Consider the following 25543-nt stretch of genomic DNA (forward strand, 5'->3'; position numbering starts at 1 on the left):
GCCTCGCGGCCTGCGCACGGCCGGATCAGTCCGCGATCGGCAGGTACACCCGGTTCCCGCTAGCCGCGAACTCCTTCGACTTCTGGGCCATGCCCTCCTCGATCTCGGTCCGGGTGCCGCCGTGTTCACGGCGGATGTCCTGCGAGATTTTCATGCTGCAGAACTTGGGGCCGCACATCGAGCAGAAGTGAGCCGTCTTGGCGGGCTCAGCCGGCAGGGTCTCGTCGTGGAACTCCCGTGCCGTGTCCGGGTCGAGGGCCAGGTTGAACTGGTCCTCCCACCGGAACTCGAAGCGGGCGTCGGACAGCGCGTCGTCCCACTCCTGGGCACCGGGGTGTCCCTTGGCTACGTCGGCCGCGTGCGCGGCGATCTTGTAGGTGATGACGCCGGTCTTGACGTCGTCACGGTTCGGCAGGCCCAAGTGCTCCTTGGGTGTGACGTAACACAGCATCGCCGTGCCCCACCAGGCGATCATCGCGGCACCGATGCCGGAGGTGATGTGGTCGTACGCCGGGGCGACGTCCGTGGTCAGCGGGCCGAGCGTATAGAACGGAGCTTCATCGCAGATCTCCTGCTGAAGGTCGATGTTCTCCTTGATCTTGTGCATCGGGACATGGCCCGGGCCTTCGATCATGGTCTGTACGTTGAAACGCTTGGCGATCCGGTTGAGTTCCCCGAGAGTTCGCAGTTCCGCGAACTGGGCCTCGTCGTTGGCGTCCGCGATCGAGCCGGGGCGCAGGCCGTCGCCGAGCGAGTAGGTGACGTCGTACGCGGCGAGGATCTCGCAGAGTTCCTCGAAGTGCTCGTACAGGAACGACTCCCGGTGGTGCGCGAGGCACCAGGCGGCCATGATCGAGCCGCCGCGGGAGACGATGCCCGTCTTGCGGTTGGCCGTCAGCGGCACATAGGCCAGGCGCACGCCCGCGTGGACCGTCATGTAGTCCACGCCCTGCTCGGCCTGTTCGATGACCGTGTCCTTGTAGACCTCCCAGGTCAGGTCCTCAGCCCGGCCGTCGACCTTCTCCAGGGCCTGGTAGAGCGGCACGGTGCCGATGGGGACGGGGGAGTTGCGCAGCACCCACTCACGCGTGGTGTGGATGTTGCGGCCGGTGGAGAGGTCCATGACCGTGTCGGCGCCCCAGCGGGTCGCCCAGGTCATCTTCTCGACCTCCTCCTCGATGGAGGACGTCACCGCGGAGTTGCCGATGTTGGCGTTGACCTTCACCAGGAACCTCTTGCCGATGATCATCGGCTCGATCTCCGGGTGGTTGACGTTGGCCGGCAGCACGGCCCGGCCCGCGGCGATCTCGTCGCGGACCACCTCGGGCGAGACGTTCTCCCGGATGGCCACGTACTCCATCTCGGGTGTGATCTCGCCGCGGCGGGCGTACGCGAGCTGCGTGACCGCCTGGCCGTCCCGGCTGCGACGCGGCTGGCGCGGGCGGCCGGGGAAGACGGCGTCGAGGTTGCGGAGGCCGCCGCGGGGCGAGGTGTGCTTGATGCCGTCGTCCTCGGGGCGGACGGGGCGGCCCGCGTACTCCTCGGTGTCACCGCGGGAGATGATCCAGTTCTCCCGCAGCGGCGGCAGGCCCCTGCGGACGTCGGTGTCGACGAGTGGATCGGTGTAGGGGCCCGACGTGTCGTACAGCGTGACGGCCTGGCCGTTGGTGAGATGCACCTGACGAACCGGCACGCGCAGGTCGGGGCGAGTGCCCTCGACGTACGCCTTGTGCCAGCCGATGGACTTCCCGGCCTCCTCGGACTGTGCGTCCTGAACGGAGGCAGGCGTGCGTGCGTCCTTGTCGGTCATGAGACCTACTCCCTACGCCGGCATTACCCGGTAACAGGTTCGGCGGTCGACGCAGCGGCTTCCGTCTGCCGACGTTCCGTGTGAAACATCACTCGACTTCGGTGATGTTTCATGTGAAACATCGCTGGGACGGAGGTCAGCGCCCTCTCAGCCCGGTGCTCCGAGCTCCCGCGTGTACAAAAGGTGGCTCCACGCTAGCGGCAATTCTGGCGCGGTGAACAGAGGGCCCCCCTTGTTCTTGCGATGATCGGTCGGTGACCACGACGCAGCGTCCCCCTTACCCACCGCCCGAGCCGCCCCGCGGATCCGGTGCCGGAAGCGGCAACGGCCGGGGAGACGGCCACGACTTCGTCCCCGGGGCCGGGTATGGGCCTGGGGCGGGTTTCGGGTCCGGGGCCGGGCCCGGGGACGGTGGTGAGCGTGTTTCCGGCTCGGCCGGGGGGTTCGGGCCGGGCAACGGCCAGGGTGGCGGTTCAGCCGGTGGGCATGGATTCCCTCCCGGCGACGGTCACGGCCCGGGTTCCGGAGGCGGGCACGGGCACGGTTCCGGGACCGGCGGGGGCGACGGCCACGGGCACGGGCACGGATCCGGGACCGGCGGGGGCGACGGCCACGGACACGGCCCCGGTTCCGCGCCAGGTGGCGGACACGGGCACTCGCACAGCCACGGTCCGGCAGCGCCCGTCTCCATGCATCTGCGCAAGATCATCGCGGCGATCCTGATCCCGTTCGGCGCGGCCGTGCTGGTCGGTCTCGTTGTGCTGTGGCCGGGCGGCGCCCCGTCGCACGAGCGCACCGGCGTCGGCTTCGACCGGCAGACCGAGCAGGCCTCCGTCACCAAGGTCGTGGAGATCAGCTGCAAGGAGGCCGGCGCTTCCGGAGTCCCGCCGACCGGCGACACCTCCACCGCCGAGGGCTCCTCCGCGGTGCAGCAGGAGAAGGGCACCTGCAAGCGGGCGACGATCCGGGTCGACAGCGGCAAGGACAAGGGCCGCACCTTCACCGAGATCATCCAGCCGGACCAGTCCCGCCAGTTGCATGAGGGCCAGAAGGTCGTGGTCGCCTACGAGCCCTCCGCACCGAAGGACCTGCAGTACTCGGTCACCGACGTCAATCGCCGTCTGCCCCTGGCCGTGCTGGCCGGCATCTTCGCGGTCGCCGTCGTGGTCGTCGGGCGGCTGCGGGGGGTCATGGCCCTCATCGCACTGGCCATGAGCTTCCTGGTACTGAACTTCTTCATCCTGCCCGCGATCCTGCAGGGATCGAACCCGCTGGTCGTGGCGGTGGTGGGCGCGAGCGCCATCATGCTCATCGCCCTGTACATGTGTCACGGCCTGTCCGCACGGACCTCCGTGGCGGTGCTCGGCACCCTCATCTCCCTGCTGCTGATCGGCGTCCTCGGCTCGGTGTTCATCGACTGGGCGGCGCTCACCGGCAACACAGACGACAACACGGGCCTGATCCACGGCCTCTATCCGACGATCGACATGAGCGGTCTGCTGCTCGCCGGCATCATCATCGGTTCCCTCGGTGTGCTCGACGACGTGACGGTCACACAGACCTCGGCGGTCTGGGAGCTGCACGAGGCCAATCCGTCGATGGGCTGGCGCGGGCTCTACCGCGCGGGCATCCGGATCGGCCGTGATCACATCGCCTCGGTCGTCAACACGCTCGTCCTCGCCTACGCGGGTGCCGCCCTGCCGCTGCTGTTGCTGTTCTCCATCGCCCAGAGCGGTGTCGGGACGGTCGCCAACAGCGAGCTGGTCGCGGAGGAGATCGTGCGCACGCTGGTCGGTTCGATCGGCCTGGTCGCCTCGGTGCCGGTCACCACTGCTCTGGCCGCACTCATGGTCTCGGCCGACCGCCCCGGGGAGGAGCGCGCCGTAGAAGCCTCGGCCGTCCCGGTACGCGGGGGGCGGGGCCGGCGCCGTAAGCGCTGACGTCTCTGAGCCAGACGTCCCTGCGCCACAACGCCGAAGCGTTCCCGCAGGGTCGGCGGCGTCCGGTGAAGCGTTACTCCACGATGCCGCGCGACGGCTGTCTCACCCAGCGCCCTGTTCCGCCAGGATGCGGTCCAGTGCCTCGTCGAGGTGGGCGTCGAAGTCGGCGAGTGAGCCTTCCTGGCCCAGCGGCACCAGCTTGTCGGTGCGGTCGAGGAAGGCGACGAGCGGTGCCGTGGAGGACCGGAACAACGCCTGGTCGCTGCCCACCTGAAGTCGGATCAGCACCTCGCCCAGCGTGTCCGGTTCGACCGGAGTGACCCGCACATCGCCCTCGCCGCATGGCCGGCCGACGCCGTCGATCAGCAGCTCCCGGCCGAAAGCCCATGTCACCGGTGCGTCACCGGGCAGGTGGAACGTCAGCCGGACGGCATAGGGATCACTGGTCTCATAGCGCAGCTCCACCGGAATGCGGAAGGAGAGCTCCTCGGACACGAGGAAGCTCATCATGACCTCTGCTTGTACGGACTCGCGCATCGCTAACCCCGTCATTCGCCGTGACTGGCCGGGAACGAACCTCTGACACTTGGTGGAATCTTGCTGAACGTACACAGCAGATCACAAGGAGTGAGTTTTCACATACTGATAGAGAGCGCCAGCGACCCGAGTCGCCGCCCGATCTCGCTCTGCAACTGCCGGGCCGCGGGCAGCAGCCGGTCCTCCTGGTGGGCGGGCAGGGAGATGGCCATCGTCGCGGCCGTTGTGCCCAGAGTGAGCGGGATCGCCGCGCAGACCGCGCCCAGGGCGTACTCCTGACGCTCGGTCACGGGTTCCATTCGCCGCATCCGCTCAAGGCGCCGGAGCAGGCTGTGGTCGTCCCGCACCGTGTACGGCGTGAGGGGCTGCACCGGGTAGCGGTCGAGGTGGTCGCGGCGGGCGTCCCCGTCCAGCTGGGACAGCAGGCACTGCCCGATGGCGTGCGCGTGCCCGGTCTCTCGGAAGTCGGCCCACTCCTCGACCGCCGGGGCGCCCGGGCTCTCGGAGACGCACATGACCTCGATCTCGCCCTCGCGGTACGCCGCGTAGTAGACGGGGACGCCGAGCAGGTCTCGCCACTGCGCGAGCGTGTCGACCACCGTGCTGCGACGTTTCTGCCGCGCCCCGCTGCTGCTCAGCCGCTCGGCGGCCTCACCGAGGAAGAACAGGCCCTTGTCCCGGCGCAGATAGCCCTCGTGCACGAGGGTGCGCAGCAGGTGGTACGTGGTGGGCAGCGCCAGCCCGGTCTCGCGGGCCAGTTGCTTGGCGGGGGCGCCGTAGACGTGTCCGGCGACGGTTTCCAGCAGGCGCATGGCGCGCTGTACGGATCCGATGAGGGTCGGCGGAGGCGGGGGTACGGCGGGAGGCGGTGGCATGGGGGGAGGCGGTGATGCGGAGGGTGCCGCCGAGCGCGGTTGCGCGGGAACGCCGCGCAGGTGGGCCGGTGCGGTGTCAGCCGGGGTCAAGGGTCACTCCCGAAGCGCGAGGGGCCGACCCGTGCGGAGGAACACGGGTGGGGGTGTATGCCGCTCGCGGGGATGTCCCCGCGTCGAGCCGGACTCTATTCGCCTGCCACCGCACGCAGACGGCCCGGCCGGGAAACTTCCCCCGCCCGAGGGAACGGGTGGTTCCCAGCGTTTCCCGCTACCCCCACCGGTTTCCCACCGGTCTCACCAGTCGCTGCGCGACGAGGAGCTCGACGTGAACTTCCGTACGACGTAGATCAGTCCGCCGACCAGCGCCACGAAGACCAGCACCTTGAAGAGCAGTCCGATGACGAACCCGACCACACTGGCGATCAGCCCGCCGAACACGACCAGGGCGATGACCGGCACCGCGATCCACTTCACCCACCACGGCAGTCCCGTGAAGATCTCTCGCATCGCCCTCGTCCTTGTCTCTCCACCCGTTCGAGTGCCGGGTCCTGTCGGTCTCCTGATGTTCTGCACTCGATGCTAGGTCCGGGAGGGGGCCGGGCGGGGGCATCGCACCCCTTGTCCTCCCCTGACCGAACCCCTAGGGAACCCCGAGGCGGTCCGTCAGCTCTCGGGCGGAGAGAACACCACCAGCACCCTGAGGTCCTCGGTGATGTGGTGGAACTTGTGGGCGACGCCCGCCGGCACGTAGACCACGCTGCCGCGTGCCACCTGGGTCGTCTCCAGGCCGACGGTGATCGCGGCTCGCCCGCTCACAACGAAGTAGACCTCGTCCTGATTGTGCGGCTTCTGTGGATCCTGCTCGCCCGCGTCGAGGGCGTACAGACCGACCGACATGTTCTGCGCCCGCAGAAACTGCAGGTAGGCGCCCTCGTTGGCGGCGCGCTCCGCCTCCAGTTCGTCCAGCCGGAATGCCTTCATCGCCTAGTCCGCCCCTGCCTCTTGTGCCCGTGCCCGATCAGGTCTGCCACGATCAGACACATGAAGAATTTCGTAGTCAAGACGATCGCCAACGCCGGTGCCCTGGCGGTCGCCGTCTGGCTGCTCGACAAGATCACCCTGACCGGTGACAGCACGGGCAAGAAGATCGGCACCCTGATAATCGTCGCGCTGATCTTCGGCCTGGTGAACTTCCTGGTCAAGCCGCTCGTCAAGCTGCTCAGCCTCCCGCTGCTGATTCTGACGCTCGGCCTGTTCACCCTGGTCGTCAACGCGCTGATGCTGCTGCTCACCTCCTGGCTGGCGGACCAGTTCGATCTGAGTTTCCAGGTGGACGGCTTCTGGACGGCCGTTTTGGGCGGTCTGATCATCTCTGTCGTCTCCTGGGCGCTGAACGTCGTCCTGCCCGACGGGGACTGAGCGCGTATGACATATCGAGTCTGCTTCGTCTGCACGGGCAACATCTGCCGTTCCCCGATGGCCGAGGTCGTCTTCCGGTCCCGCGTGGCGGAGGCCGGACTCGACGGCCTGGTCGAGGTCGACAGCGCCGGCACCGGCGGCTGGCACGAGGGCGACGGCGCCGACCCGCGCACGGTCGCCGTCCTGGAGGAGAACGGCTACGCCTCCGGGCACACGGCACGGCAGTTCCAGCCGTCGTGGTTCTCTCGCCTGGACCTGGTCATCGCCCTCGACTCCGGCCACCTCGGTGCCCTGCGCCGCCTCGCGCCCACGGAGGAGGACGCGCGGAAGGTGCGGTTGCTCCGTTCGTACGACCCCGCCGCCGGCGACGACCTCGACGTACCTGACCCCTACTACGGGGGCGCGGACGGTTTCGGGGAGTGCCTTGAGATGGTGGAGGCGGCGAGCACCGGTCTGCTTGCCGCAGTGCGCGCGGACGTGGAGGGACGAGTGGCATGAGTGAATCCGGGACGGGTGGCCAGGGCGGATCGGCGGGCGGGACGGCCCGGGCGTCGAGCGACGCGGCCCTGGCAGCCGCCGACGCCGGGGACGGTACGCGGGCGGTACGGGCCGGGCTGCCCGAGCCGGTCAAGTACGAGCCCACGCTGCCCGGACCGGTGTTCGCCGCCCACTTCCATCTGCCGGGCGACCCGACCGGCCCGTACACCTACGGCCGTGACGAGAACCCGACCTGGACGCTGCTTGAGCGCGCTGTCGGCGAGCTGGAGGCGCCCGGCCGGGACGATGCCGAGACGCTCGTCTTCGCGTCGGGCATGGCCGCGACCTCGGCGGTGCTCTTCTCCCAGCTGCGCGCCGGCGATGTGTGCGTCCTGCCCGACGACGGCTATCAGGCACTGCCCCTGGTTCGCGCCCAGCTGGAGGCATTCGGCATCGAGGTGCGCACCGCGCCGACCCGCGGCGACGCCCAGCTCGACGTCCTGGACGGCGCGAAGCTGCTGTGGATCGAGACGCCGTCCAACCCCGGGCTCGACGTCTGCGACATCAGGCGGCTCGCCGACGCGGCGCACGCGCGTGGTGCCCTGGTGGCCGTCGACAACACCCTCGCGACACCGCTCGGCCAGCGTCCGCTGGAACTCGGCGCCGACTTCGCGGTGGCCAGCGGCACCAAGCAGCTCACGGGGCACGGCGACATCCTCCTGGGCTACGTCGTCGGCCGTGACGCCGAGGCCATGGCCGCCGTACGCCGCTGGCGCAAGATCGCCGGAGCGATTCCCGGGCCCATGGAGGCCTGGCTCGCGCACCGTTCGATCGCGACGCTGCAGCTGCGGGTCGACCGGCAGAGCACGACCGCCCTGGCGGTCGCCGAAGCGCTGCGCGAGCGTCCTGGGGTGACCGGACTGCGCTACCCCGGGCTCCCCGACGACCCCGCGCACAAGATCGCGGCTCAGCAGATGCGGCGCTACGGGTGCGTGGTGTCCTTCACCCTGCCCACGCGCGCGCGGGCCGACCGTTTCCTCGACGCGCTGCGGCTCGTGGACGACGCGACGAGCTTCGGCGGAGTGCGGTCCACAGCCGAACGGCGCGGCCGCTGGGGCGGCGACGCGGTCCCGGAGGGCTTCATCCGTCTGTCGGTCGGCGCCGAGGACCCGGAGGACCTGGTGGCGGACGTACTGCGGGCACTGGACATGTCGGCGGAGTGAGCATCCCCCACGGACGGTCCGAGCCTCCCCCCTCGTGGCTCGGACCGTCCTCCGGTTCCGCGCGCAAGAACCGCGCGACCAAGGCTAGTTGACTCTCTGTCAGTGTCCAATCACAGTAGCGACAGAGACCTATCGACTTATTTATAGTTGAGCGTGGCCGGAGGGCCGGGAGCGGGGCCTAAGAGGGGAGACCGTGCGGTGGATCTGGCCTTGCTGCGGACCTTCGTGACCGTGCACCGGGCCGGCTCCTTCACCCGCGCCGCCGCCCTGCTGGGCCTCTCCCAGCCCGCCGTCACCTCGCAGATACGGACGCTGGAGCGGCAACTGGGCCGCCCCCTCTTCCTGCGGCAGGCCCGGGGCGTGACCCCGACGAGCATCGGCGACGAACTCGCCCACAAGGCCGCACCGCATCTCGACGCCCTGGTGGAGATAACGGAGACCGGCCTCGACGACGACTCCTCCTTACGGACGCTGCACCTCGCCGGACCTCCGGAGTTCACCGCCGAACGAGCCCTGCCCGCGCTCACTGAGCTGATCGGCGAGGACGGCCCCGGTTTCGCCCTGCGCGCTTCCTTCGGGAACGCCGAGGAAACGCTGGAAGGCCTCTCCGCCGGACATCATGATCTGGCCATCAGCACGGCCCAGCCACGGGGCGCCCTGCTCACGGCGACCGCGCTCTGCGACGAGGAGCACGTCCTGGTCGCCACCCCGCGCTGGGCCGAGCAGATCGGCGCCGAGCAGCCGGACCGCAAGCCGGAACCGTCCCTGGAGCAGGTGCCCGTGGTGGAGGTTCACGAGTCCCTGCCCTTCGTCTCCCGCTACTGGGCCTCCGTCTTCGACTCGCGCCCCGCCGCCCCGGGCACGGTCATCGTTCCCGACCTGCGCGCGGTCCTGGCGTGTGCGGTCGCGGGGGCGGGCCTGGCGGTGCTCCCGCGCTATCTGTGCGCGACCGCGCTGGAGCGGGGTGACATCGTCGCCCTGCACGAGCCGGCGGTGCCGCCGCTGCGGACCTACTTCCTGGTGGTGCGCACCGGGACGCTCGCGATGCCCCACATAGCGCGTGCCCATGAGTGGCTGCAGCGTGCCTCGACGGACTGGTGCTGAGGTGCACTGGAGCGTGCCTCACTCTGAGGGCTCGGCCGGTGACGATTCGCGATGTTTCACGTGGAACCAGCCGGGCCACATTTCACTCATGACCGTCCGACCCGTGGTCAAGCGCACCGCCCGTGCCGTTCTGCTGGACGGTGACGACCTGATCCTGATCAAGCGCACCAAGCCGGGCGTGGATCCCTACTGGCTCACTCCCGGCGGCGGGGTCGAGCCCAGCGACTCGACCGTCGTCGACGCCCTGCACCGGGAGGTGTACGAGGAGCTCGGCGCCAAGATCACCGATGTGGTGCCCTGCTTCGTGGACACCATGGAGCACATCGGGGAGGACGGCGGCGCGACCGGTGTGAAGGTGCAGCATTTCTTCGTCTGCCACCTGGAGTCCATGGACCCGTCCCTCCGCCACGGACCCGAGGTGGACGAACCCGTCGGCGAGTACGAGATCGTGCGCGTGCCCTTCACCCGCGTCGGCATCGCCTCCGTCCACCTGGTGCCGCTGTCGCTGCGGCACTATCTGGACGGCAACATCGAGGGCGTACGGGCGATGCACGCCCCCGACCTGGGCTGACACCGGCAGCGGATCAGGGCCCGGCCGCGACCAGTTCCTCCACGGAGTCGTGCCGTATCCGGTCCGACGGGATGCCGACGTCCCTGAGGGCGTCCACACCGCTGCGGATCATCCCGGGCGGGCCTGAGAGATAGGCCTCGAACTCGTCCCATGGCCCATAGGCGCGTATCGCGTCCGGCAGTTGCTGGTGCGCCTGCTGGTCGATGATCGCGCGGACCGAGAGCCAGGGATGGCTCTGCTGGAGGCGGAGCATGGTGTCGATGTCGTACAGGTCGTGATCGGTGCGGGCCCCGTAGAAGACCTCGACCGACCGGCGGTCCCCGTGCTCGGCGACGTCTTCGACCAGTGCCTTGATGGGCGCGATGCCCGTGCCACCGCCCACGCAGAGCAGACCGCTCTCGGTGGTGTGGTCCACGGTCATGGCGCCGGCGGGCGGACCGAGCCGGATGATGTCACCGGGGCGGGCCCGGTGCACCAGGGCGTTGGAGACCCACCCCGCCGGGACGGCCTTCACGTGGAACGACAGCAGCCCGTCGGAGCGGGGCGCCGAGGCGAAGGAGTAGTGCCGCCAGATCCGGGGCCACCAGGGCGTCTCCACGCTCGTGTACTGCCCGGCTAGGAAGGGGTACGGCTGGTCGGGCCGGACGGTGATGACCGCGACGTCCGGAGTTCTGAGGTCGTGGGTGACGACCTCGGCATACCACCAGGCCGGGGCACGCAGTTCGTCCCTGGCCGCCGCGTCGATCATCACCTGCGAGATGGTGGTGTACGCCCGGACCCAGGCCGCCTCCATCTCCTCGTTCCAGACCCCGGCGGCGTACTTGCTCAGCGCGCCGATGAGGCATTCGCCGACGGCCGGGTAATGCTCGGCCCGCGTCCCGTACTTACGGTGGCCCCGGCCGAGGTTCTGCAGGTAGTCGACGAGGACGTCGGTGTTGTCGATGTGTTCGGCGGCCGTGAGCAGCGCCTTGAGGAGCCGGTCCCGCTGGGTGTCCATCGCGGGCGGGAACAACGGCCGCAGATCCGGGTAGCGGACGAAGAGCAGGGCGTAGAAGTACGACGTGACCTTCTCGGCCACGGGTGCGACCTCGGCCATGGCACGCCGGATGAGGATGGCGTCCGGAGACGCTTCCACGGCCGGGGCGGAGGCGGTCTGGCTCGGGGGCGTTGCGGGGGCCTGCGGCTGGGCGGGAGCCCGCATCTCGTCGGGGCCGGGTGCGGAGGGAGCTGCGGAGGCGAAGGGCGCCGGTGTGAGCGTCGTGGGCGCGGGACCCGCTGACGAGGCCGCGGCAACGCTCGCAGCCGCGGGCGCCGAGGCGTGCTGTGCGGCCAGAGGGGCGGGCGTGGGTATAGCCGCCGGGGGCTCATGCCCCTGTTCCGGCCCACCGGTGCTCGCGCGCCCGGTCGTCGGCGCGGGCGGCACCGCCGTGCCGTCGGCCGGCGTCTCCGGGGCGGCGGTCGGCCTGCCCACGGGGCGTATCGCGGCAGGGCGGCGCCCCTCCGGTGTACCGGTTTCGCTGTCCGGTGTCGTCGTCGGCTTCTTGCGGGGCGTGAACCAGCCGCCTCCGCCGCCGGAAGTGCCGTTGTCGGCCGACGCGGTGGTCGGAGCGTCCATGGTGTGCCTCGCCTCGAGCATCTTTCGGTCGGTCTGCGCACTTCCCTAATCGGAAGGTGCCTGCTTTCCCCCGTGGACGGTCTGCGTTCCCATCCATGTCGTGGCCAATGCGGCCACATTCAACCCGTATTTCGGCTCCGTACGGACAAGTAGGCAAGAGTGTGACATTGCCCGCAGTGCTCTCACCCGAGCTTCCCACTCGTCTGGACGGCTCAGTCGCGTAACCGGAAACGCGGGTCTTCGATCTCTCCGTCCCATTAGGCTGCATTGCCCTGCGCTCAGCCCGCACGGAACGGGTCACCCGCCCCGAATGCGAACCGGAGTCGACCCTACCGGCCACCGCCGCGCACACAAGTCCCCCCTTCCCTCGTCACGAATGAGGGCACCGCGCGAATCATCGGTACCGGCAACTACTGCACATCGCGCCCGTGTTTCACGTGAAACGTCCGGCGTCTGACCGCTCTCTGTGCGGACGGCTACAACTGGCCAAAAGCTCGTATGAGTCCAGGGAAAGAGGTGGACGTCAGGGGCCCTTGTCGGACAGCCTGACCTGCGTGCCGACTCCTTCCCTTGCCTCTCTGCCCATCCGACGTCTGACGCTCCGCGATCTCGCCGCCTGCGCCGACTTGTCTCAGGACCGGGGGTGGCCACGGGAGGAGCACAAGTGGGGCTTCCTCCTCACAGCCGGGAAGGGCTACGGCATTGATGACCCCGACGGCGGCCTGGTGAGCGCCTGTGTCGTCACCGAGTACGGACCGCACGAGCACCCCGCCCTCGCGGCGATCGGCATGGTCCTGGTCGCCGGCCGGCATGCGCGACAGGGCGTGGGACGCCGGCTGATGCGCCACGTCGTCTCGGAGATGGGCCCCACCCCCCTCACCCTGCACGCGACACCCAACGGCCGCCCCCTCTACGAGGAACTCGGCTTCAAGGTCACCGGGCGAGCGGAGATGGTGCGCGGGCACTTCACTCCGGGCGGACCGGATCCCGCGGTGGCCACCCGTGCCGCGACCGCCGAGGACCTCGCCGCCATCCTCCGGCTCGACGAGCAGGCGTTCGGGACCGACCGCACCCACATCGTCACGCGACTTCCCGCCTTCGCCGACCAGTTGCGCGTGGCCGAGGAGGACGGGCGGATCATCGGGTACACGGCCGCCTGGCCCAACATGGACACCCACGTCGTCGGTCCGCTCATCGCCCGCGATACGGCAGTCGCCCAGGCACTGATCGCCTCCCTCGCGGCCCACACCGACCGCCCTCTGCGCACCGATATCGACGTGCGGCACGAAGAGCTGCTGGCGTGGGTGAAGGAGCGCGGCCTGACGTCCACCGCCTTCAACTCGGTGATGGCGTACGGGATCACCGAGCTGCCCGGCGACTGGACCCGCCGGTTCGCGCCAGTCACGGTCGCGGCGGGCTGAAGGCCCTGGATACGCGGGCTGACGGGCCCTGGATACGACGAAGCCGGCTCCCCGGGGAATGGGGGGAGCCGGCGTCGTCGCATTGCGGTGCCGAGTCAGGCGAGGGCCACCACGGCGGCCGCGGCGAAGGCGTGGTCCTGCTCCGGGGCGCCACCGCCGACGCCGATCGCGCCGATCAAGCGACCGTCACGGTGCACCGGCACGCCACCCGCGATGAACAGCAGCGGCCGGTCGAGCGCGGTCGGCAGCGTGTGGAAGGGACCTCCGGGCTGCACGGCGTCAACGAGGTCGGCGGTGGGCGCGTTCAGCTGGAGAGCCGTGTAGGCCTTACGGGTGCTGGTCTCGCCGGAGATCAGCACGGCACGGTCGTCGCGCCGGAAGGCGAGCAGATAGCCGCCCGCGTCCAGGACGGTGACACTGACGGGCACTCCTGCGGCCTCGGCGGCACGACGGGCGGCGGAGACGAGTGCGTCTGCGTCCTGGGTGGCCAGCGGGACCACGGCTGTGGTGGTGCTCATGAGGGGTTCTCCTAAGGCTTGCGTGTTGGTTCTGGTCTGGCTCTGGGGCGGAGTGGGCCCAGTCGGTCAGTGGTGGACGGCGGTCTGCCGCTCGGCCGGCGCGGCTCCTGTGACGACGGTGCTGGGGGCACCGGCACGGCGTTCCAGAGCGGCCGAGAGGAAGGCAAGGAGCAGGGCGCTCGCCGCCAGGGCGGCACCGACCCAGTTGGGGGCGGTGTAGCCGAGGCCCGCACCGATCACGAGGCCGCCGAGCCAGGCGGAGAGGGCGTTGCCGAGGTTGAAGGCGCCGATGTTCACGGCGGACGCCAGGGTCGGGGCGCCGTGGGCCTGGTCGAGGACCCGCTTCTGGAGCGGCGGGACGGTGGCGAAGCCCAGGGCGCCGATCAGCGCGATGGTGACGGCCGACAGCGGCTTGTCGTGTGCGGTGAGGGTGAACAGCGCCAGGACGACGGCCAGGGCGCCCAGGGAGATGTACAGCATGGGCATCAGGGCGCGGTCGGCGAACTTGCCGCCGACAAGGTTGCCGCCGACCATGCCGAGGCCGAAGAGGACCAGGAGCCAGGTGACGGAGCCGTCGGCGAAGCCGGCGACGTGCGTCATCATCGGCGCGATGTAGGTGATGGCCGCGAAGACACCGCCGAAGCCGAGGACGGTCATCGCCATCGCGAGCAGCACCTGCACGTTCTTGAAGGCGGCCAGCTCGTGCCGCAGGCGCACGCCCTCCGGCTTGGGCATGTCGGGGACGAGCCGGACGATGCCGGCCAGGCCGATGACGCCGAGGGCGGCGACGATGCCGAAGGTCACGCGCCAGCCGACGGACTGACCGACGAGCGTGCCCAGCGGGACGCCGACGACGTTGGCGACGGTCAGCCCGGTGAACATCATCGATATGGCTCCGGCCTTCTTGTCCGGCGCAACCAGCTCGGCCGCGACGACCGCGCCGATACCGAAGAAGGCGCCATGGGCCAGCGAGGCCACGATCCGGCCGATCAGCATGACGGCGAAGGCGGGGGCGAGAGCCGAGAGCAGGTTACCGACGATGAACAGGCCCATCAGCACCATCAGCATCCGCTTGCGGGAGATCTTGGTGCCGAGAACGGTCATCAGCGGGGCGCCGAACATCACACCGAGCGCGTAGCCGGTCACCAGGTACCCGGCGGTGGGGATGGAGACCCCGTAGTCGCCCGCGACCTGGGGCAGCAAGCCCATGATCACGAACTCTGTCGTTCCGATCCCGAAGGCCCCGATCGCGAGGGCCAGAAGCGCGAGAGGCATGGAGGGGTTACCTTCCCAGAAGATTGCAGGAGCGCTTTGCGTGCGTCCACAATAGTTGCACACGCGGGCTACAGGCAAACGACATCAATTGCGATGCTGCTCTATCCTGGGTGTCAGCCGCTCCGGGACGGAGGAAACGCCAATGACAGCGACAGACCCCGCGCTCACCGCGCTCGCCCAGGGCTGGTGCGCCCTTTCCCTGCTGCACGGGAGGATCGAGGGCCACATCGAGCGCGCCCTGCAGGCCAAGCACGACCTGAGCGCGCGGGAGTACTCCCTGCTGGACGTGCTCAGCAGGCAGCACGACGGGGACGGAGGCCATCTGCAGATGAAGCAGGTCGCCGACGCGGTCGTGCTCAGCCAGAGCGCCACCACTCGCCTGGTCACCCGCCTCGAGGACCGCGGGCTCCTGGAGCGCTATCTGTGCCCCACCGACCGCCGGGGCATCTACACGAACGTCACCGACGCGGGTCTCGAGTTGCTGGAGGCGGCACGGCCGACCAATGACGCCGCCCTGCGCAAGGCTCTGGACGAGGCCGCGAAGAACCCCGAGCTGGCCCCACTGGTCCGGGTGGTCGAGACGCTGAAGGCCCCGGTGCCCGCATAGGACGCCTCCGCGCGGGCCATCTCCGCCTAAGGTGCGTCCATGGGAGATCTTGAGATACGTGCCGCCGTCGCCGACGACGTACTGGCGATCGTCGCAATGCTCGCGGACGACCCCCTGGGCGCACAGCGCGAGTCACCGGACGACCTCGTCCCGTACCTGACCGCGCTGGAGCGGCTCAGTGCCGACCCCAACCAGCGTCTGGTCGTGGCGGTCCGGGAGAGCCAGGTCGTCGGCACACTCCAGCTCACGATCATTCCCGGCCTGTCCCGGCGCGGCACGACCAGGTCGATCATCGAGGGCGTACGCATCCACGCCGACGAGCGCGGCAGCGGCCTGGGAACACAGCTCATCGAATGGGCGATCAGCGAATCCCGGGACTCGGGCTGCCAGTTGGTCCAGCTGACCTCCGACACATCCCGCACCGACGCCCACCGCTTCTACGAGCGGCTCGGTTTCACGGCCTCCCACACGGGCTTCAAGCTCCAGCTGTGACCGACGGCGAAGGGCGCTCTGTTTCACGTGAAACAGAGCGCCCTTCGCCGTTCACCGCCTACCCGATCCCACGCCACCCCTCAGGGTCGACCCCACCCGGCACAGGAGCCCCCTCGTCGTACGGCTGACGCGTGAACACGAACGAGCCGAGGTCCAGATGGCTCACGGATCCGTCCGGTCGCCGTACAGCCTTCAGGAGTTCGCCGGCGTAGTAGCCCTCCAGGCCCGTCCACGTGCCGTCACCGTTCGGGCGGAACCGCGAGCGCCGGCCTGCGCCCGACAGCGGCCCCAACGAGACCAGTCCGTCGGCCGTCAGCCGCAGCGCATGGGTGTGCGTCCCCCAGTACCACTGGCCCGTCAGCTCCAGCATCGACGGATCGACATCGCTCAGCGGCTTCCACGAGGAGGGGATGCGCGGTTCCGCCTCGGCGACGATGCGGACCAGGTCGGCGGCAACGGAGAACAGCAGCGGGCCCGAGGTGCAGTTGGCCAGGACGACCGCAGCCACGTCCTCCTCGACACCGATCATGAGGCATGCGAGGAAGCCGGGCAGCGAACCGGTGTGTCCGACGAGGGACCGCCCGTTCCGCCGCCGGATCTCCATCCCCAGGCAGTAGGCGTAGCCGCTCGCCACGTCCGCCGCGTCGTGGGGCGCTGCCGGTGTCCTCATCTCCCGCAGCGACTCGGCGCTCAGCACCCGCTCGTCGCCGTTGACCAGGAAGGCCGCGAAGCGCGCCAAGTCACCCGTGGTCGACCACAGTTGCCCCGCCGGGGCCATGCGCCCCAGATTCTCGGTGGGCTCCGGCAGCATCACGTCGGCCCAGGGATGCACCGCCCAGCCACCCGCATGCGGCGCCTGAGGACGCACGCTCGTGCGGTGCAAGTCCAGAGGTTCGAGCACTTCGCGCCGAAGGACATCCTCCCAGGAGGCGCCGCGCAGCTTCTCGATGAGCGCGCCGAGCAGCGCGTAGCCCGGGTTCGAGTAGTGGAACCGACGTCCGGGCGGCCACAGCACGGGCCGCTCGCCCAGCACATCGGCGATTTCGGGCCGCAGCGATCCGGGGCTCCGCTCCCACCACGGCCCCGGCGTCTCGGCCGCCAGCCCTCCGGCGTGCGCGAGCAGTTCGGCGACGGTCGCCTCCCCCACGCCGGTGCCCGGCAGATGCTTCTCCAACGGATCCCCGAGGTCCAGTGCGCCCTCGTCACGCAGTCGCAGGACGAGAACCGCGGTGAAGGTCTTGGTGATCGAGCCGATCCGGTACTGCACGTTCTCGTCGGGCGCCTGCCCCTCCACCGAGGTCCGCGCACCCGTCCACACCGGCTTCCCGTCCCGCACGACGGCCGCGACGAGCGACGGCGCCCGTCCTTCGGCCTGGGCGACGGCGATCCGGTGCAGCAGTGCGCGACGTGTGGCGGGAAGCAGTTCTTCCTGAGATGTCGTCATGGGGCCCAGTCCACCCGCCCCGGCCTCGCCGCGTCGAGCACATTCCGGGCTGGCGTCGCTGGACGCCGGTCAGGTCAGGTCTGCGCCATGTCGACGAACCGTGAGTAGTGGCCCTGGAAGGCGACCGTGATCGTCGCCGTCGGGCCGTTTCGGTGCTTGGCCACGATCAGGTCGGCCTCGCCCGCGCGCGGCGACTCCTTCTCGTAGGCGTCCTCGCGGTGCAGCAGGATGACCATGTCGGCGTCCTGCTCGATGGAGCCGGACTCACGCAGGTCGGAGACCATCGGCTTCTTGTCCGTGCGCTGCTCGGGACCACGGTTCAGCTGGGAGAGCGCGATGACCGGGATCTCCAGCTCCTTGGCGAGGAGCTTGAGGTTACGGGACATGTCCGAGACCTCCTGCTGACGGTTCTCGGCACGCTTGGACCCACCGGACTGCATCAGCTGGAGGTAGTCGATGACGACCAGCCTGATGTCGTTGCGCTGCTTCAGGCGGCGACACTTGGCGCGGATCTCCATCATCGACAGGTTGGGCGAGTCGTCGATGAAGAGCGGTGCGGCCGAGACGTCCGGCATGCGCCGGGCCAAGCGTGTCCAGTCCTCGTCGGTCATCGTGCCGGAACGCATGTGGTGCAGAGCGACACGGGCCTCGGCGGACAGCAGACGCATCGCGATCTCGTTGCGGCCCATTTCGAGGGAGAAGATGACGCTCGGCAGGTTGTTCTTGATCGACGCGGCCCGGGCGAAGTCCAGCGCGAGCGTGGACTTACCCATGGCGGGACGCGCGGCGATGACGATCATCTGGCCCGGGTGCAGTCCGTTGGTGAGCGAGTCGAAGTCCGTGAACCCGGTGGGCACGCCGGTCATCTCACCGCTGCGTGAGCCGATCGCCTCGATCTCGTCGAGCGCGCCTTCCATGATGTCGCCGAGCGGCAGGTAGTCCTCGCTGGTGCGCTGCTCGGTGACCGCGTAGACCTCTGCCTGGGCGCGGTTGACGATCTCGTCGACGTCGTCGTCGGCCGCGTATCCCATCTGGGTGATGCGCGTACCGGCCTCGACCAGGCGCCGCAGCACGGCACGTTCGTGGACGATCTCCGCGTAGTAGGCGGCGTTCGCCGCTGTGGGCACCGTCTGGACGAGGGTGTGCAGATACGACGCCCCGCCGACCTTGTTGATCTCACCGCGCTTGGTGAGCTCGGCGGCGATGGTGATGGGGTCGGCCGGCTCGCCCTTGGCATAGACGTCGAGGACGGCCTGGTAGATCGTCTCGTGGGCCGGCTTGTAGAAGTCGTGGCCCTTGAGGATCTCGACGACGTCGGCGATGGCGTCCTTGGACAGCAGCATGCCGCCGAGGACGGACTGCTCGGCCTCGATGTCCTGCGGCGGCACCCGTTCGAACGACGTGCTTCCGCCGCCGTCCCATTCGCCGTTGTCCCTGCCGCGCTCGTGCTGCTCGTCGCGGCCCCGAGCGCTGTCACCCCGCCGGCGGGAGGAGGGCAGACGATCACTGGGCCCGCTGTCGGCCCACGGGTCGTCCAAGGGCTCGGAAATGCTCACCGAGCCACCTCCTCCCGTCCGCCGCAGCAGACCTCGCCGTGCCCCTCTTTTCTACGGCACGGCACTGACAAATGAGAGGCCCAACTCCGGTTACTGGACGCCGGTTTTGTGACGGTTTGAAAACCGGCGGACGGAGCGGGCGCCGGACTACCGTAGGCCCGTCGGCACCGTCAGCCAATCTGGTTATCCACAGGCCATGTGGACGACGGCCCAGATGCTGTGGAGAACTCGGCGAAACCTGTGCACGACCCGGTGGACAGGCCTGTGAACAAGCATCGACCCGTCACAGACAAGCCGCCCTGACCTGCGACTTTGCCATCCACGGGCTGTGCAGAAGAAAAACTTCCCCAACCGGCCCAAGATCGCTTCGAATGGTGCACAGCAGTGCGCACCCCTGGACGAATGGTAAGGGTCACAAAAGCTTTGCATCTCTTACCTGTGGACGATTAGATTGGTGCACATGACACAGGCCCCCGCGCACCCTCGAGCCGGCCGGAGACAGCACGACCGAGAGATCGTCGCACTCGCCGTGCCGGCCTTCGGCGCGCTGGTCGCCGAGCCCCTCTTCCTCATGACCGACACCGCCATCGTCGGCCATCTGGGCACAGCCCAACTTGCCGGTCTCGGCGTCGCCTCGGCCCTGCTGATGACCTCCGTCAGCGTCTTCGTCTTCCTCGCCTACGCCACGACGGCGGCGGTCGCCCGTCGCGTCGGCGCGGGTGATCTCCCGGCCGCCATCCGCCAGGGCATGGACGGCATCTGGCTGGCTCTGCTCCTCGGCGCCAGCGTCGTCGCCGTCGCCCTACCGACAGCGCCCCACCTCGTGGACCTCTTCGGCACCTCGGATGCGGCAGCCCCCTATGCGATCACTTATCTGCGCATCTCCGTGCTCGGCATACCGGCGATGCTCGTCGTCCTCGCCGCGACGGGTCTCCTGCGGGGCCTGCAGGACACCAAGACCCCGCTCTACGTCGCCGTCATCGGCTTCGTGGCCAACGGCGCCCTCAACGCGGGGCTCGTGTACGGGGCAGGGCTGGGGATCGCCGGCTCCGCCTGGGGCACAGTCATCGCCCAGTGCGGCATGGCCGCGGTCTACCTCGTGGTGGTTCTGCGTGGTGCGCGGAAGCATGGCGCCTCACTGCGCCCGGACGCCGCCGGGATCAGGGCCTCCGCTCAGGCCGGTGTGCCCCTGCTGGTCCGCACCCTCTCCCTGCGGGCGATCCTGATGATCGCGACGGCGGTGGCCGCTCGACTAGGAGATGCCGACATCGCCGCCCACCAGATCATTCTGTCCCTGTGGAATCTGCTCGCCTTCGCCCTCGACGCCATCGCCATCGCCGGGCAGGCCATCATCGGGCGCTACCTCGGAGCCGGTGACACACAGGGCGCACGCGCCGCATGTCGTCGCATGGTGGAGTGGGGCATCGCCGTCGGGGTCGTCCTCGGCGTCCTGGTCGTCCTCACCCGACCGGCGTTCCTGCCCCTGTTCACCGGTGACTCGGCGGTCAAGGACGCGGCTCTGCCCGCCCTGGTCATCGTCGCCCTCTCACAGCCGATCTCCGGAATCGTCTTCGTCCTGGACGGGGTCTTGATGGGCGCCGGCGACGGTCCCTACCTCGCCTGGGCGATGGTGATCACCCTGGCGGTCTTTACCCCGGTCGCTCTGCTGGTTCCAGTACTGGGCGGTGGACTCACCGCCCTGTGGGCCACCATGACGCTGATGATGACCATGCGGATGCTGACCCTGTGGCTCCGGAGCCGTTCTGGCCGCTGGATGGTCACGGGCGCGACCCGCTGACGACCGGGCTCTGCCGACGGACTGTTTCACGTGAAACACGGTGTTTCACGTGAAACCAGATACTGCGTATCCAGAGCCGCACGTCGTCTCCGGGCATGACGAGATGCGACCGGAAACGACGATGGGGCCGCACCCCGAAGGGTGCGGCCCCATCGCTCACTGCATCAGCGAGCGCGGCACTCAGGCCGCGACGACCTCGATGCTGACCTTGGCGTCAACCTCGGGGTGCAGACGCACAGACGTCTGGTGAGCGCCCAGCGACTTGATCGGCGAACCGACCTCGATGCGGCGCTTGTCGACCTCGGGGCCACCGGCAGCCTTGATCGCCGAGGCGATGTCGGCCGGGGTGACGGAACCGAAGAGGCGACCGGCGTCGCCGGCACGGACGGCCAGGCGGACCTTGACGCCCTCGAGCTGGGCCTTCACCTGGTTGGCCTGCTCGATGGTCTGGATCTCGTGGATCTTGCGAGCACGACGGATCTGCTCGACGTCCTTCTCGCCGCCCTTGGTCCAGCGGATAGCGAACTTCCGCGGGATCAGGTAGTTGCGAGCGTAACCGTCCTTGACGTCGACGACGTCGCCCGCGGCGCCGAGGCCGGAGACCTCGTGGGTGAGGATGATCTTCATGTGTCGGTCACCCTTCCCTTATCGCGCGGTGGAGGTGTAGGGCAGCAGCGCCATCTCACGGCTGTTCTTCACGGCCGTGGCGACGTCACGCTGGTGCTGCGTGCAGTTGCCGGTCACGCGGCGGGCACGGATCTTGCCGCGGTCGGAAATGAACTTCCGCAGCATGTTCGTGTCCTTGTAGTCCACGTACGTGACCTTGTCCTTGCAGAATGCGCAGACCTTCTTCTTCGGCTTGCGCACAGGCGGCTTCGCCATGGTGATTCTCCTGTGTGATCAAGAAGTTTGGGTACGAACCCGCCCTAGAAGGGGGGCTCGTCCGAGTAGCCGCCGCCACCGCCGCCGCCGGAGTTTCCACCCCAGCCGCCGCCACCGCCCTGGTTGCCACCGGCGGGAGCGCCGGTCGCCCACGGGTCGTCAGCGGGAGCGCCGCCGCCCTGCTGGCCGCCACCGGGGCCGCCGCCCCAGCCGCCGCCACCCTGGCCGCCGCCACCACCGCTGCCGCCGCCGTAGCCGCCCTGGCCACCGCGGCCGGTGGTCTTGGTGACCTTGGCCGTGGCGTTGCGCAGGCTGGCGCCGACTTCCTCGACGTCCAGCTCGTAGACCGTGCGCTTGACGCCCTCGCGGTCCTCGTAGGACCGCTGCTTCAGCCGGCCCTGCACGATGACGCGCATGCCTCGCTGGAGCGACTCGGCGACGTTCTCAGCCGCCTGACGCCAGACCGAGCAGGTCAGGAAGAGGCTCTCGCCGTCCTTCCACTCGTTCGTCTGGCGGTCGAAGGTGCGGGGAGTGGACGCGACACGGAACTTCGCGACGGCCGCACCGGAGGGGGTGAAGCGCAGCTCGGGGTCGTCGACAAGATTGCCGACCACCGTGATGACGGTCTCGCCTGCCATGGGGAACCTCTCGGCGGGTTTGCTGCTGGCTGCTTGTGCTGCTACTCGAATCCCGGGATCAGCTGAGCGGGAGAGCTCAGTGGGTCTCGGGGCGGAGGACCTTGGTCCGGAGGACCGACTCGTTCAGGTTCATCTGGCGGTCGAGCTCCTTGACGACCGCAGGCTCGGCCTGCAGGTCGATGACCGAGTAGATGCCCTCAGGCTTCTTCTTGATCTCGTACGCGAGACGACGACGGCCCCAGGTGTCGACCTTCTCGACCTTTCCGCCGCCGTCACGGACGACAGAGAGGAAGTTCTCGATCAACGGAGAGACAGCGCGCTCCTCGACCTCGGGGTCGAGGATGACCATCACCTCGTAGTGACGCATGTGGAACCCACCTCCTTTGGACTCAGCGGCCACGGTCGATCCGTGGCAGGAGGGTTGTGATGCGTATCCGACGGTATCGGCCACCACTGACAGTCGGGGCTTCTCTCGAGAACCCCTTGCCGTGACATGGGCAGACACCGGTGCGGACGGTACAGAGTACCCGCACAGCGGCTTGCGGTTGAAATCCGGCGGCGAGGGCAGCCAATCTGTACACATCGGGTGTGTATGGCGCTACGATGCGCCGACTTTCGCAGGAGGTGCCCTATGGCACAAGCATTGCGACCCAACACCGCCGGCGGCCTCTTCGCCACGGACGGCAAGCCCCACCCCCTCCAGGACACCCTGCTCGCGGTGACCCTGGTGCTGGGCATCACGTCGTTCGTCACGGCACTCGTCGACGATGACCTGTACCTACTCAGCTCCTGGACCGGCCTGGTGGGCATTCTCACCGGCGCGTACGGCCAGTGGATCTCGGAGACGACCCGTGAGCGCTTCGGCCTGATCCTCGGCCTGGGAGCCTCGGCTGTGGGGTTCTTCCTGGGCATGGCGCACGGCGGGTTGTTCGGCTGACTCATCGACTGACGTCAGGCACACCCCACCTGAACATCGTGTGACGCCCCGGCCGCCCACGGGCCGGGGCGAAGGTTCCGTACGCCCAACCGGCGCGCTCCCAAGGCGCAGTAGGCTTCGCGCGAGAGCCGGAGCCCCTGAACCCATGGGGACACACCAGCCCGAGGAGCGCCCCGAAATGAGCCTGACCCTGAGGACCATCAGCCGCGAGCAGCATCTGGCCTACATCCAGAGCCTGCCCTCGGCGAGCCACATGCAGGTCCCGGCCTGGGCTGACGTCAAGGCGGAGTGGCGCTCCGAGCACCTCGGATGGTTCGACGGCCGGACCGGCGAGCTCGTCGGTGCCGGCCTGGTCCTCTACCGGCAGCTCCCCAAGATCAAGCGCTACCTCGCGTACCTGCCCGAGGGCCCGGTCATCAACTGGTTCTCGCCGAATCTGCAGGAATGGATCGAGCCGATGCTGGCTCACCTGAAGCAGCAGGGCGCCTTCTCCGTGAAGATGGGTCCGCCGGTGATCATCCGGCGCTGGGAGGCCGCCTCGATCAAGGCCGGCATCCAGAACCCGGACGTCAAGCGCCTGCGCGACATCGAGGCCGACCACATCGAGCCGCGTGCCTTCGAGGTCGCCGACAAGCTGCGCCGCATGGGCTGGCAGCAGGGCGAGGACGGCGGCGCCGGCTTCGGCGACGTCCAGCCCCGGTACGTCTACCAGGTGCCGCTGGCCAACCGCTCCCTGGAAGAGGTCCACAAGAACTTCAACCAGCTGTGGCGCCGCAACATCAAGAAGGCCGAGAAGGCCGGCGTCGAGGTCGTCCAGGGCGGCTACCAGGACCTCGAGGAATGGCAGCGGCTGTACGAGATCACTGCCGTGCGCGACCACTTCCGGCCGCGCCCGCTGTCGTACTTCCAGCGCATGTGGACGGCCCTCAACACCGAGGACCCCAACCGCATGCGGCTGTACTTCGCCCGGCACAACGGCGTGAACCTGTCGGCGGCGACGATGCTGATCGTCGGCGGCCACGTCTGGTACTCCTACGGCGCCTCCGACAACATCGGCCGTGAGGTGCGGCCCTCGAACGCGATGCAGTGGCGGATGCTGCGCGATGCCTACGCGCTCGGCGCCACCGTCTACGACCTGCGCGGCATCTCCGACTCGCTGGACGAGACCGACCACCTCTTCGGCCTGATCCAGTTCAAGGTGGGTACGGGCGGCCAGGCGGCCGAATACCTCGGCGAGTGGGACTTCCCGCTGAACAAGCTGCTGCACAAGGCGCTCGACATCTACATGTCGCGCCGCTGACCCCGCACCCACCCCTCATCCCGCACCCCTGACAGCCACGAGAAAGGTTCCAGGTCCGGCCATGGCGCTCACGCTCTACGTCGACACCGCGCGCTGGCGTGCGCACCACAAGCACGTGCAGGATCAGTTCCCTGGGCTCGTCCCGGTCTGCAAGGGCAATGGTTACGGCTTCGGGCACGAGCGGCTGGCGGAGGAGGCCACCCGGCTGGGCTCGGACATCCTCGCTGTCGGCACGACGTACGAGGCCGCGCGCATCAAGGACTTCTTCGGCGGCGACCTGCTGGTGCTGACGCCGTACCGGCGCGGTGAGGAGCCGGTGCCGCTGCCGGACCGGGTCATCCGCTCGGTCTCGTCGATAGACGGCGTCTACGGCCTGGTCGGTGCCCGCGTGGTGATCGAGGTGATGTCCTCGATGAAGCGGCACGGCATCAGCGAGCAGGATCTCGCCCAGCTGCACGCCGCCATCGAGAACGTCCGGCTGGAGGGCTTCGCCATCCACCTGCCGCTGGACCGCACCGACGGCTCGGACGCGGTCGAGGAGGTCATCGGCTGGATGGACCGGCTGCGCGCGGCCCGGCTGCCCCTGCACACCATGTTCGTCAGCCACCTCAAGGCAGATGAACTCGCCCGTCTCCAGCAGCAGTTCCCGCAGACCCGGTTCCGTGCCCGCATCGGCACGCGGCTGTGGCTGGGGGACCACGAGGCCACCGAGTACCGCGGCGCGGTCCTGGACGTCACGCGTGTCGCCAAGGGCGAGCGTTTCGGCTACCGGCAGCAGAAGGCGGCCTCCGACGGCTTCCTGGTGGTCGTGGCGGGCGGTACGTCGCACGGGGTGGGTCTGGAGGCCCCCAAGGCGCTGCACGGCGTCATGCCGCGCGCCAAGGGTGTCGCCCGCGCCGGCCTCGCGACGGTCAACCGGAACCTTTCGCCGTTCGTCTGGGGCGGCAAGCAGCGCTGGTTCGCCGAGCCGCCGCACATGCAGGTCTCGATCCTGTTCGTGCCCTCGGACGCGCCGGAGCCGAAGGTCGGCGAGGAGCTGGTGGCCCATCTGCGGCACACCACCACACAGTTCGACCGGATCATGGACCGCTGACCGGCGCGGTG

At 69.1% G+C, this 25543-nt stretch carries 27 protein-coding genes and 1 riboswitch; of the genes, 13 read left to right on the forward strand and 14 right to left on the reverse strand.

The features are described 5' to 3' along the window. Positions 1-25: 25 nt before the first annotated feature. Positions 26-1810: a phosphomethylpyrimidine synthase ThiC gene (gene thiC / locus ACFZBT_RS17930; protein ID WP_376389268.1), complete on the reverse strand. Its 1785-nt coding sequence runs from the start codon at positions 1808-1810 to the stop codon at positions 26-28. Continuing rightward, a riboswitch (TPP riboswitch) is annotated at positions 1803-1992 on the reverse strand. It overlaps the preceding gene by 8 nt. Before the next feature lie 72 nt (positions 1993-2064). On the opposite strand from thiC, the gene ACFZBT_RS17935 reads away from it, so the two are divergent. Continuing rightward, the gene (locus tag ACFZBT_RS17935) at positions 2065-3750 is read left to right on the forward strand and encodes a YibE/F family protein (RefSeq protein WP_391104214.1); all 1686 of its coding nucleotides are present in this window, start codon (positions 2065-2067) and stop codon (positions 3748-3750) included. Between the two features lie 102 nt (positions 3751-3852). Here ACFZBT_RS17935 and ACFZBT_RS17940 read toward each other — a convergent pair whose 3' ends face one another. The 4 genes from ACFZBT_RS17940 to ACFZBT_RS17955 all read right to left on the reverse strand — a co-directional run bounded on the left by ACFZBT_RS17940 (position 3853) and on the right by ACFZBT_RS17955 (position 6143). Next, positions 3853-4287, reverse strand: coding sequence for an SsgA family sporulation/cell division regulator (locus tag ACFZBT_RS17940; RefSeq protein ID WP_184593809.1), 435 nt, complete (start codon positions 4285-4287; stop codon positions 3853-3855). 98 nt (positions 4288-4385) lie between these two features. Then, the gene (locus ACFZBT_RS17945; protein ID WP_391104217.1) at positions 4386-5162 is read right to left on the reverse strand and encodes a helix-turn-helix domain-containing protein; all 777 of its coding nucleotides are present in this window, start codon (positions 5160-5162) and stop codon (positions 4386-4388) included. Between the two features lie 294 nt (positions 5163-5456). Continuing rightward, positions 5457-5669 carry a DUF5326 family protein gene (locus ACFZBT_RS17950; protein ID WP_020271174.1) on the reverse strand — a complete coding sequence of 71 codons (213 nt, stop codon included), beginning with the start codon at positions 5667-5669 and terminating at the stop codon, positions 5457-5459. A gap of 156 nt (positions 5670-5825) precedes the next feature. After that, positions 5826-6143 (reverse strand): cupin domain-containing protein, encoded by a 318-nt coding sequence (locus tag ACFZBT_RS17955; RefSeq protein ID WP_184593813.1) that lies wholly within the window; start codon positions 6141-6143, stop codon positions 5826-5828. A 60-nt stretch (positions 6144-6203) separates the two neighbouring features. On the opposite strand from ACFZBT_RS17955, the gene ACFZBT_RS17960 reads away from it, so the two are divergent. From ACFZBT_RS17960 to ACFZBT_RS17980, 5 genes are all read left to right on the forward strand, one after another. Continuing rightward, a complete protein-coding gene (locus tag ACFZBT_RS17960) occupies positions 6204-6581 on the forward strand; it encodes a phage holin family protein (protein ID WP_189727216.1) in 378 nt (125 codons plus the stop codon). A 6-nt stretch (positions 6582-6587) separates the two neighbouring features. Further along, positions 6588-7079 (forward strand): low molecular weight protein-tyrosine-phosphatase, encoded by a 492-nt coding sequence (locus ACFZBT_RS17965; RefSeq protein WP_391104222.1) that lies wholly within the window; start codon positions 6588-6590, stop codon positions 7077-7079. After that, positions 7076-8281 (forward strand): cystathionine gamma-lyase, encoded by a 1206-nt coding sequence (locus tag ACFZBT_RS17970; RefSeq protein ID WP_391104225.1) that lies wholly within the window; start codon positions 7076-7078, stop codon positions 8279-8281. The genes ACFZBT_RS17965 and ACFZBT_RS17970 overlap by 4 nt, the downstream gene beginning before the upstream one ends. 198 nt (positions 8282-8479) lie before the next feature. After that, positions 8480-9385, forward strand: coding sequence for a LysR substrate-binding domain-containing protein (locus ACFZBT_RS17975; RefSeq protein WP_391104228.1), 906 nt, complete (start codon positions 8480-8482; stop codon positions 9383-9385). A gap of 88 nt (positions 9386-9473) precedes the next feature. Continuing rightward, on the forward strand, positions 9474-9956 hold the full coding sequence (locus ACFZBT_RS17980; RefSeq protein ID WP_391104231.1) for an NUDIX domain-containing protein: 483 nt from the start codon (positions 9474-9476) through the stop codon (positions 9954-9956). 13 nt (positions 9957-9969) lie between these two features. Here ACFZBT_RS17980 and ACFZBT_RS17985 read toward each other — a convergent pair whose 3' ends face one another. Further along, positions 9970-11571 (reverse strand): globin domain-containing protein, encoded by a 1602-nt coding sequence (locus ACFZBT_RS17985; protein ID WP_391104234.1) that lies wholly within the window; start codon positions 11569-11571, stop codon positions 9970-9972. 554 nt (positions 11572-12125) lie between these two features. Here ACFZBT_RS17985 and ACFZBT_RS17990 point away from each other — a divergent pair. Beyond that, the gene (locus ACFZBT_RS17990) at positions 12126-12992 is read left to right on the forward strand and encodes a GNAT family N-acetyltransferase (RefSeq protein ID WP_391104237.1); all 867 of its coding nucleotides are present in this window, start codon (positions 12126-12128) and stop codon (positions 12990-12992) included. A gap of 95 nt (positions 12993-13087) precedes the next feature. On the opposite strand, the gene ACFZBT_RS17995 is transcribed toward ACFZBT_RS17990, so the two are convergent. Together ACFZBT_RS17995 and ACFZBT_RS18000 are read right to left on the reverse strand one after the other, a co-directional pair. Next, positions 13088-13510, reverse strand: a complete 423-nt coding sequence (locus tag ACFZBT_RS17995; RefSeq protein WP_391104240.1) for a heme-binding protein — start codon at positions 13508-13510, stop codon at positions 13088-13090. 66 nt (positions 13511-13576) lie between these two features. Further along, positions 13577-14785, reverse strand: a complete 1209-nt coding sequence (locus tag ACFZBT_RS18000) for an MFS transporter (RefSeq protein ID WP_391104243.1) — start codon at positions 14783-14785, stop codon at positions 13577-13579. Between the two features lie 142 nt (positions 14786-14927). Here ACFZBT_RS18000 and ACFZBT_RS18005 point away from each other — a divergent pair, with 142 nt between their 5' ends. Together ACFZBT_RS18005 and ACFZBT_RS18010 are read left to right on the forward strand one after the other, a co-directional pair. After that, positions 14928-15392: a MarR family transcriptional regulator gene (locus ACFZBT_RS18005; RefSeq protein ID WP_391104246.1), complete on the forward strand. Its 465-nt coding sequence runs from the start codon at positions 14928-14930 to the stop codon at positions 15390-15392. A gap of 39 nt (positions 15393-15431) precedes the next feature. Beyond that, positions 15432-15884, forward strand: a complete 453-nt coding sequence (locus tag ACFZBT_RS18010) for a GNAT family N-acetyltransferase (protein ID WP_391104248.1) — start codon at positions 15432-15434, stop codon at positions 15882-15884. A gap of 58 nt (positions 15885-15942) precedes the next feature. Here the strand turns inward: ACFZBT_RS18010 and ACFZBT_RS18015 are convergent, their stop codons facing one another. Next, positions 15943-17328 carry a serine hydrolase gene (locus ACFZBT_RS18015; protein WP_391104251.1) on the reverse strand — a complete coding sequence of 462 codons (1386 nt, stop codon included), beginning with the start codon at positions 17326-17328 and terminating at the stop codon, positions 15943-15945. Positions 17329-17402: 74 nt separating this feature from the next. Further along, entirely contained in the window at positions 17403-18884 is a 1482-nt protein-coding gene (dnaB, locus tag ACFZBT_RS18020) for a replicative DNA helicase (RefSeq protein WP_391104254.1), read from the reverse strand. 460 nt (positions 18885-19344) lie between these two features. Between dnaB and ACFZBT_RS18025 the strand changes: the two genes are divergently transcribed. Beyond that, positions 19345-20682 carry an MATE family efflux transporter gene (locus ACFZBT_RS18025; protein ID WP_391104257.1) on the forward strand — a complete coding sequence of 446 codons (1338 nt, stop codon included), beginning with the start codon at positions 19345-19347 and terminating at the stop codon, positions 20680-20682. 180 nt (positions 20683-20862) lie between these two features. On the opposite strand, the gene rplI is transcribed toward ACFZBT_RS18025, so the two are convergent. The 4 genes from rplI to rpsF form a co-directional block, all read right to left on the reverse strand. After that, positions 20863-21309, reverse strand: a complete 447-nt coding sequence (gene rplI / locus ACFZBT_RS18030) for a 50S ribosomal protein L9 (RefSeq protein WP_184593844.1) — start codon at positions 21307-21309, stop codon at positions 20863-20865. Between the two features lie 18 nt (positions 21310-21327). Continuing rightward, on the reverse strand, positions 21328-21564 hold the full coding sequence (rpsR, locus tag ACFZBT_RS18035; protein WP_003949403.1) for a 30S ribosomal protein S18: 237 nt from the start codon (positions 21562-21564) through the stop codon (positions 21328-21330). Between the two features lie 44 nt (positions 21565-21608). Further along, positions 21609-22202, reverse strand: a complete 594-nt coding sequence (locus ACFZBT_RS18040) for a single-stranded DNA-binding protein (protein WP_215120325.1) — start codon at positions 22200-22202, stop codon at positions 21609-21611. A gap of 76 nt (positions 22203-22278) precedes the next feature. Further along, the gene (gene rpsF, locus ACFZBT_RS18045; protein ID WP_030847098.1) at positions 22279-22569 is read right to left on the reverse strand and encodes a 30S ribosomal protein S6; all 291 of its coding nucleotides are present in this window, start codon (positions 22567-22569) and stop codon (positions 22279-22281) included. Positions 22570-22833: 264 nt separating this feature from the next. Here rpsF and ACFZBT_RS18050 point away from each other — a divergent pair, with 264 nt between their 5' ends. From ACFZBT_RS18050 to ACFZBT_RS18060, 3 genes are all read left to right on the forward strand, one after another. Continuing rightward, on the forward strand, positions 22834-23139 hold the full coding sequence (locus tag ACFZBT_RS18050) for a hypothetical protein (protein WP_391104262.1): 306 nt from the start codon (positions 22834-22836) through the stop codon (positions 23137-23139). A 178-nt stretch (positions 23140-23317) separates the two neighbouring features. Continuing rightward, a complete protein-coding gene (femX, locus tag ACFZBT_RS18055) occupies positions 23318-24439 on the forward strand; it encodes a peptidoglycan bridge formation glycyltransferase FemX (RefSeq protein WP_391104265.1) in 1122 nt (373 codons plus the stop codon). A 61-nt stretch (positions 24440-24500) separates the two neighbouring features. Then, positions 24501-25532, forward strand: coding sequence for an alanine racemase (locus ACFZBT_RS18060; RefSeq protein WP_215120322.1), 1032 nt, complete (start codon positions 24501-24503; stop codon positions 25530-25532). The last annotated feature ends 11 nt before the right edge of the window (positions 25533-25543 follow it).

It is taken from the genome of Streptomyces sp. NPDC008137 (assembly GCF_042957035.1).
Classification (GTDB): domain Bacteria; phylum Actinomycetota; class Actinomycetes; order Streptomycetales; family Streptomycetaceae; genus Streptomyces.

What these genes read in the sequence shown, in the direction of transcription:
- thiC (WP_376389268.1), bottom strand. Translation starts at nt 1,810, where the DNA reads ATGACCGACAAGGACGCACGCACGCCTGCCTCCGTTCAGGACGCACAG.
- ACFZBT_RS17940 (WP_184593809.1), bottom strand. Translation starts at nt 4,287, where the DNA reads ATGCGCGAGTCCGTACAAGCAGAGGTCATGATGAGCTTCCTCGTGTCC.
- ACFZBT_RS17945 (WP_391104217.1), bottom strand. Translation starts at nt 5,162, where the DNA reads ATGCCACCGCCTCCCGCCGTACCCCCGCCTCCGCCGACCCTCATCGGA.
- ACFZBT_RS17950 (WP_020271174.1), bottom strand. Translation starts at nt 5,669, where the DNA reads ATGCGAGAGATCTTCACGGGACTGCCGTGGTGGGTGAAGTGGATCGCG.
- ACFZBT_RS17955 (WP_184593813.1), bottom strand. Translation starts at nt 6,143, where the DNA reads ATGAAGGCATTCCGGCTGGACGAACTGGAGGCGGAGCGCGCCGCCAAC.
- ACFZBT_RS17960 (WP_189727216.1), top strand. Translation starts at nt 6,204, where the DNA reads ATGAAGAATTTCGTAGTCAAGACGATCGCCAACGCCGGTGCCCTGGCG.
- ACFZBT_RS17965 (WP_391104222.1), top strand. Translation starts at nt 6,588, where the DNA reads ATGACATATCGAGTCTGCTTCGTCTGCACGGGCAACATCTGCCGTTCC.
- ACFZBT_RS17970 (WP_391104225.1), top strand. Translation starts at nt 7,076, where the DNA reads ATGAGTGAATCCGGGACGGGTGGCCAGGGCGGATCGGCGGGCGGGACG.
- ACFZBT_RS17980 (WP_391104231.1), top strand. Translation starts at nt 9,474, where the DNA reads ATGACCGTCCGACCCGTGGTCAAGCGCACCGCCCGTGCCGTTCTGCTG.
- ACFZBT_RS17985 (WP_391104234.1), bottom strand. Translation starts at nt 11,571, where the DNA reads ATGGACGCTCCGACCACCGCGTCGGCCGACAACGGCACTTCCGGCGGC.
- ACFZBT_RS17995 (WP_391104240.1), bottom strand. Translation starts at nt 13,510, where the DNA reads ATGAGCACCACCACAGCCGTGGTCCCGCTGGCCACCCAGGACGCAGAC.
- ACFZBT_RS18000 (WP_391104243.1), bottom strand. Translation starts at nt 14,785, where the DNA reads ATGCCTCTCGCGCTTCTGGCCCTCGCGATCGGGGCCTTCGGGATCGGA.
- ACFZBT_RS18005 (WP_391104246.1), top strand. Translation starts at nt 14,928, where the DNA reads ATGACAGCGACAGACCCCGCGCTCACCGCGCTCGCCCAGGGCTGGTGC.
- ACFZBT_RS18010 (WP_391104248.1), top strand. Translation starts at nt 15,432, where the DNA reads ATGGGAGATCTTGAGATACGTGCCGCCGTCGCCGACGACGTACTGGCG.
- ACFZBT_RS18015 (WP_391104251.1), bottom strand. Translation starts at nt 17,328, where the DNA reads ATGACGACATCTCAGGAAGAACTGCTTCCCGCCACACGTCGCGCACTG.
- ACFZBT_RS18025 (WP_391104257.1), top strand. Translation starts at nt 19,345, where the DNA reads ATGACACAGGCCCCCGCGCACCCTCGAGCCGGCCGGAGACAGCACGAC.
- rplI (WP_184593844.1), bottom strand. Translation starts at nt 21,309, where the DNA reads ATGAAGATCATCCTCACCCACGAGGTCTCCGGCCTCGGCGCCGCGGGC.
- rpsR (WP_003949403.1), bottom strand. Translation starts at nt 21,564, where the DNA reads ATGGCGAAGCCGCCTGTGCGCAAGCCGAAGAAGAAGGTCTGCGCATTC.
- ACFZBT_RS18040 (WP_215120325.1), bottom strand. Translation starts at nt 22,202, where the DNA reads ATGGCAGGCGAGACCGTCATCACGGTGGTCGGCAATCTTGTCGACGAC.
- rpsF (WP_030847098.1), bottom strand. Translation starts at nt 22,569, where the DNA reads ATGCGTCACTACGAGGTGATGGTCATCCTCGACCCCGAGGTCGAGGAG.
- ACFZBT_RS18050 (WP_391104262.1), top strand. Translation starts at nt 22,834, where the DNA reads ATGGCACAAGCATTGCGACCCAACACCGCCGGCGGCCTCTTCGCCACG.
- femX (WP_391104265.1), top strand. Translation starts at nt 23,318, where the DNA reads ATGAGCCTGACCCTGAGGACCATCAGCCGCGAGCAGCATCTGGCCTAC.
- ACFZBT_RS18060 (WP_215120322.1), top strand. Translation starts at nt 24,501, where the DNA reads ATGGCGCTCACGCTCTACGTCGACACCGCGCGCTGGCGTGCGCACCAC.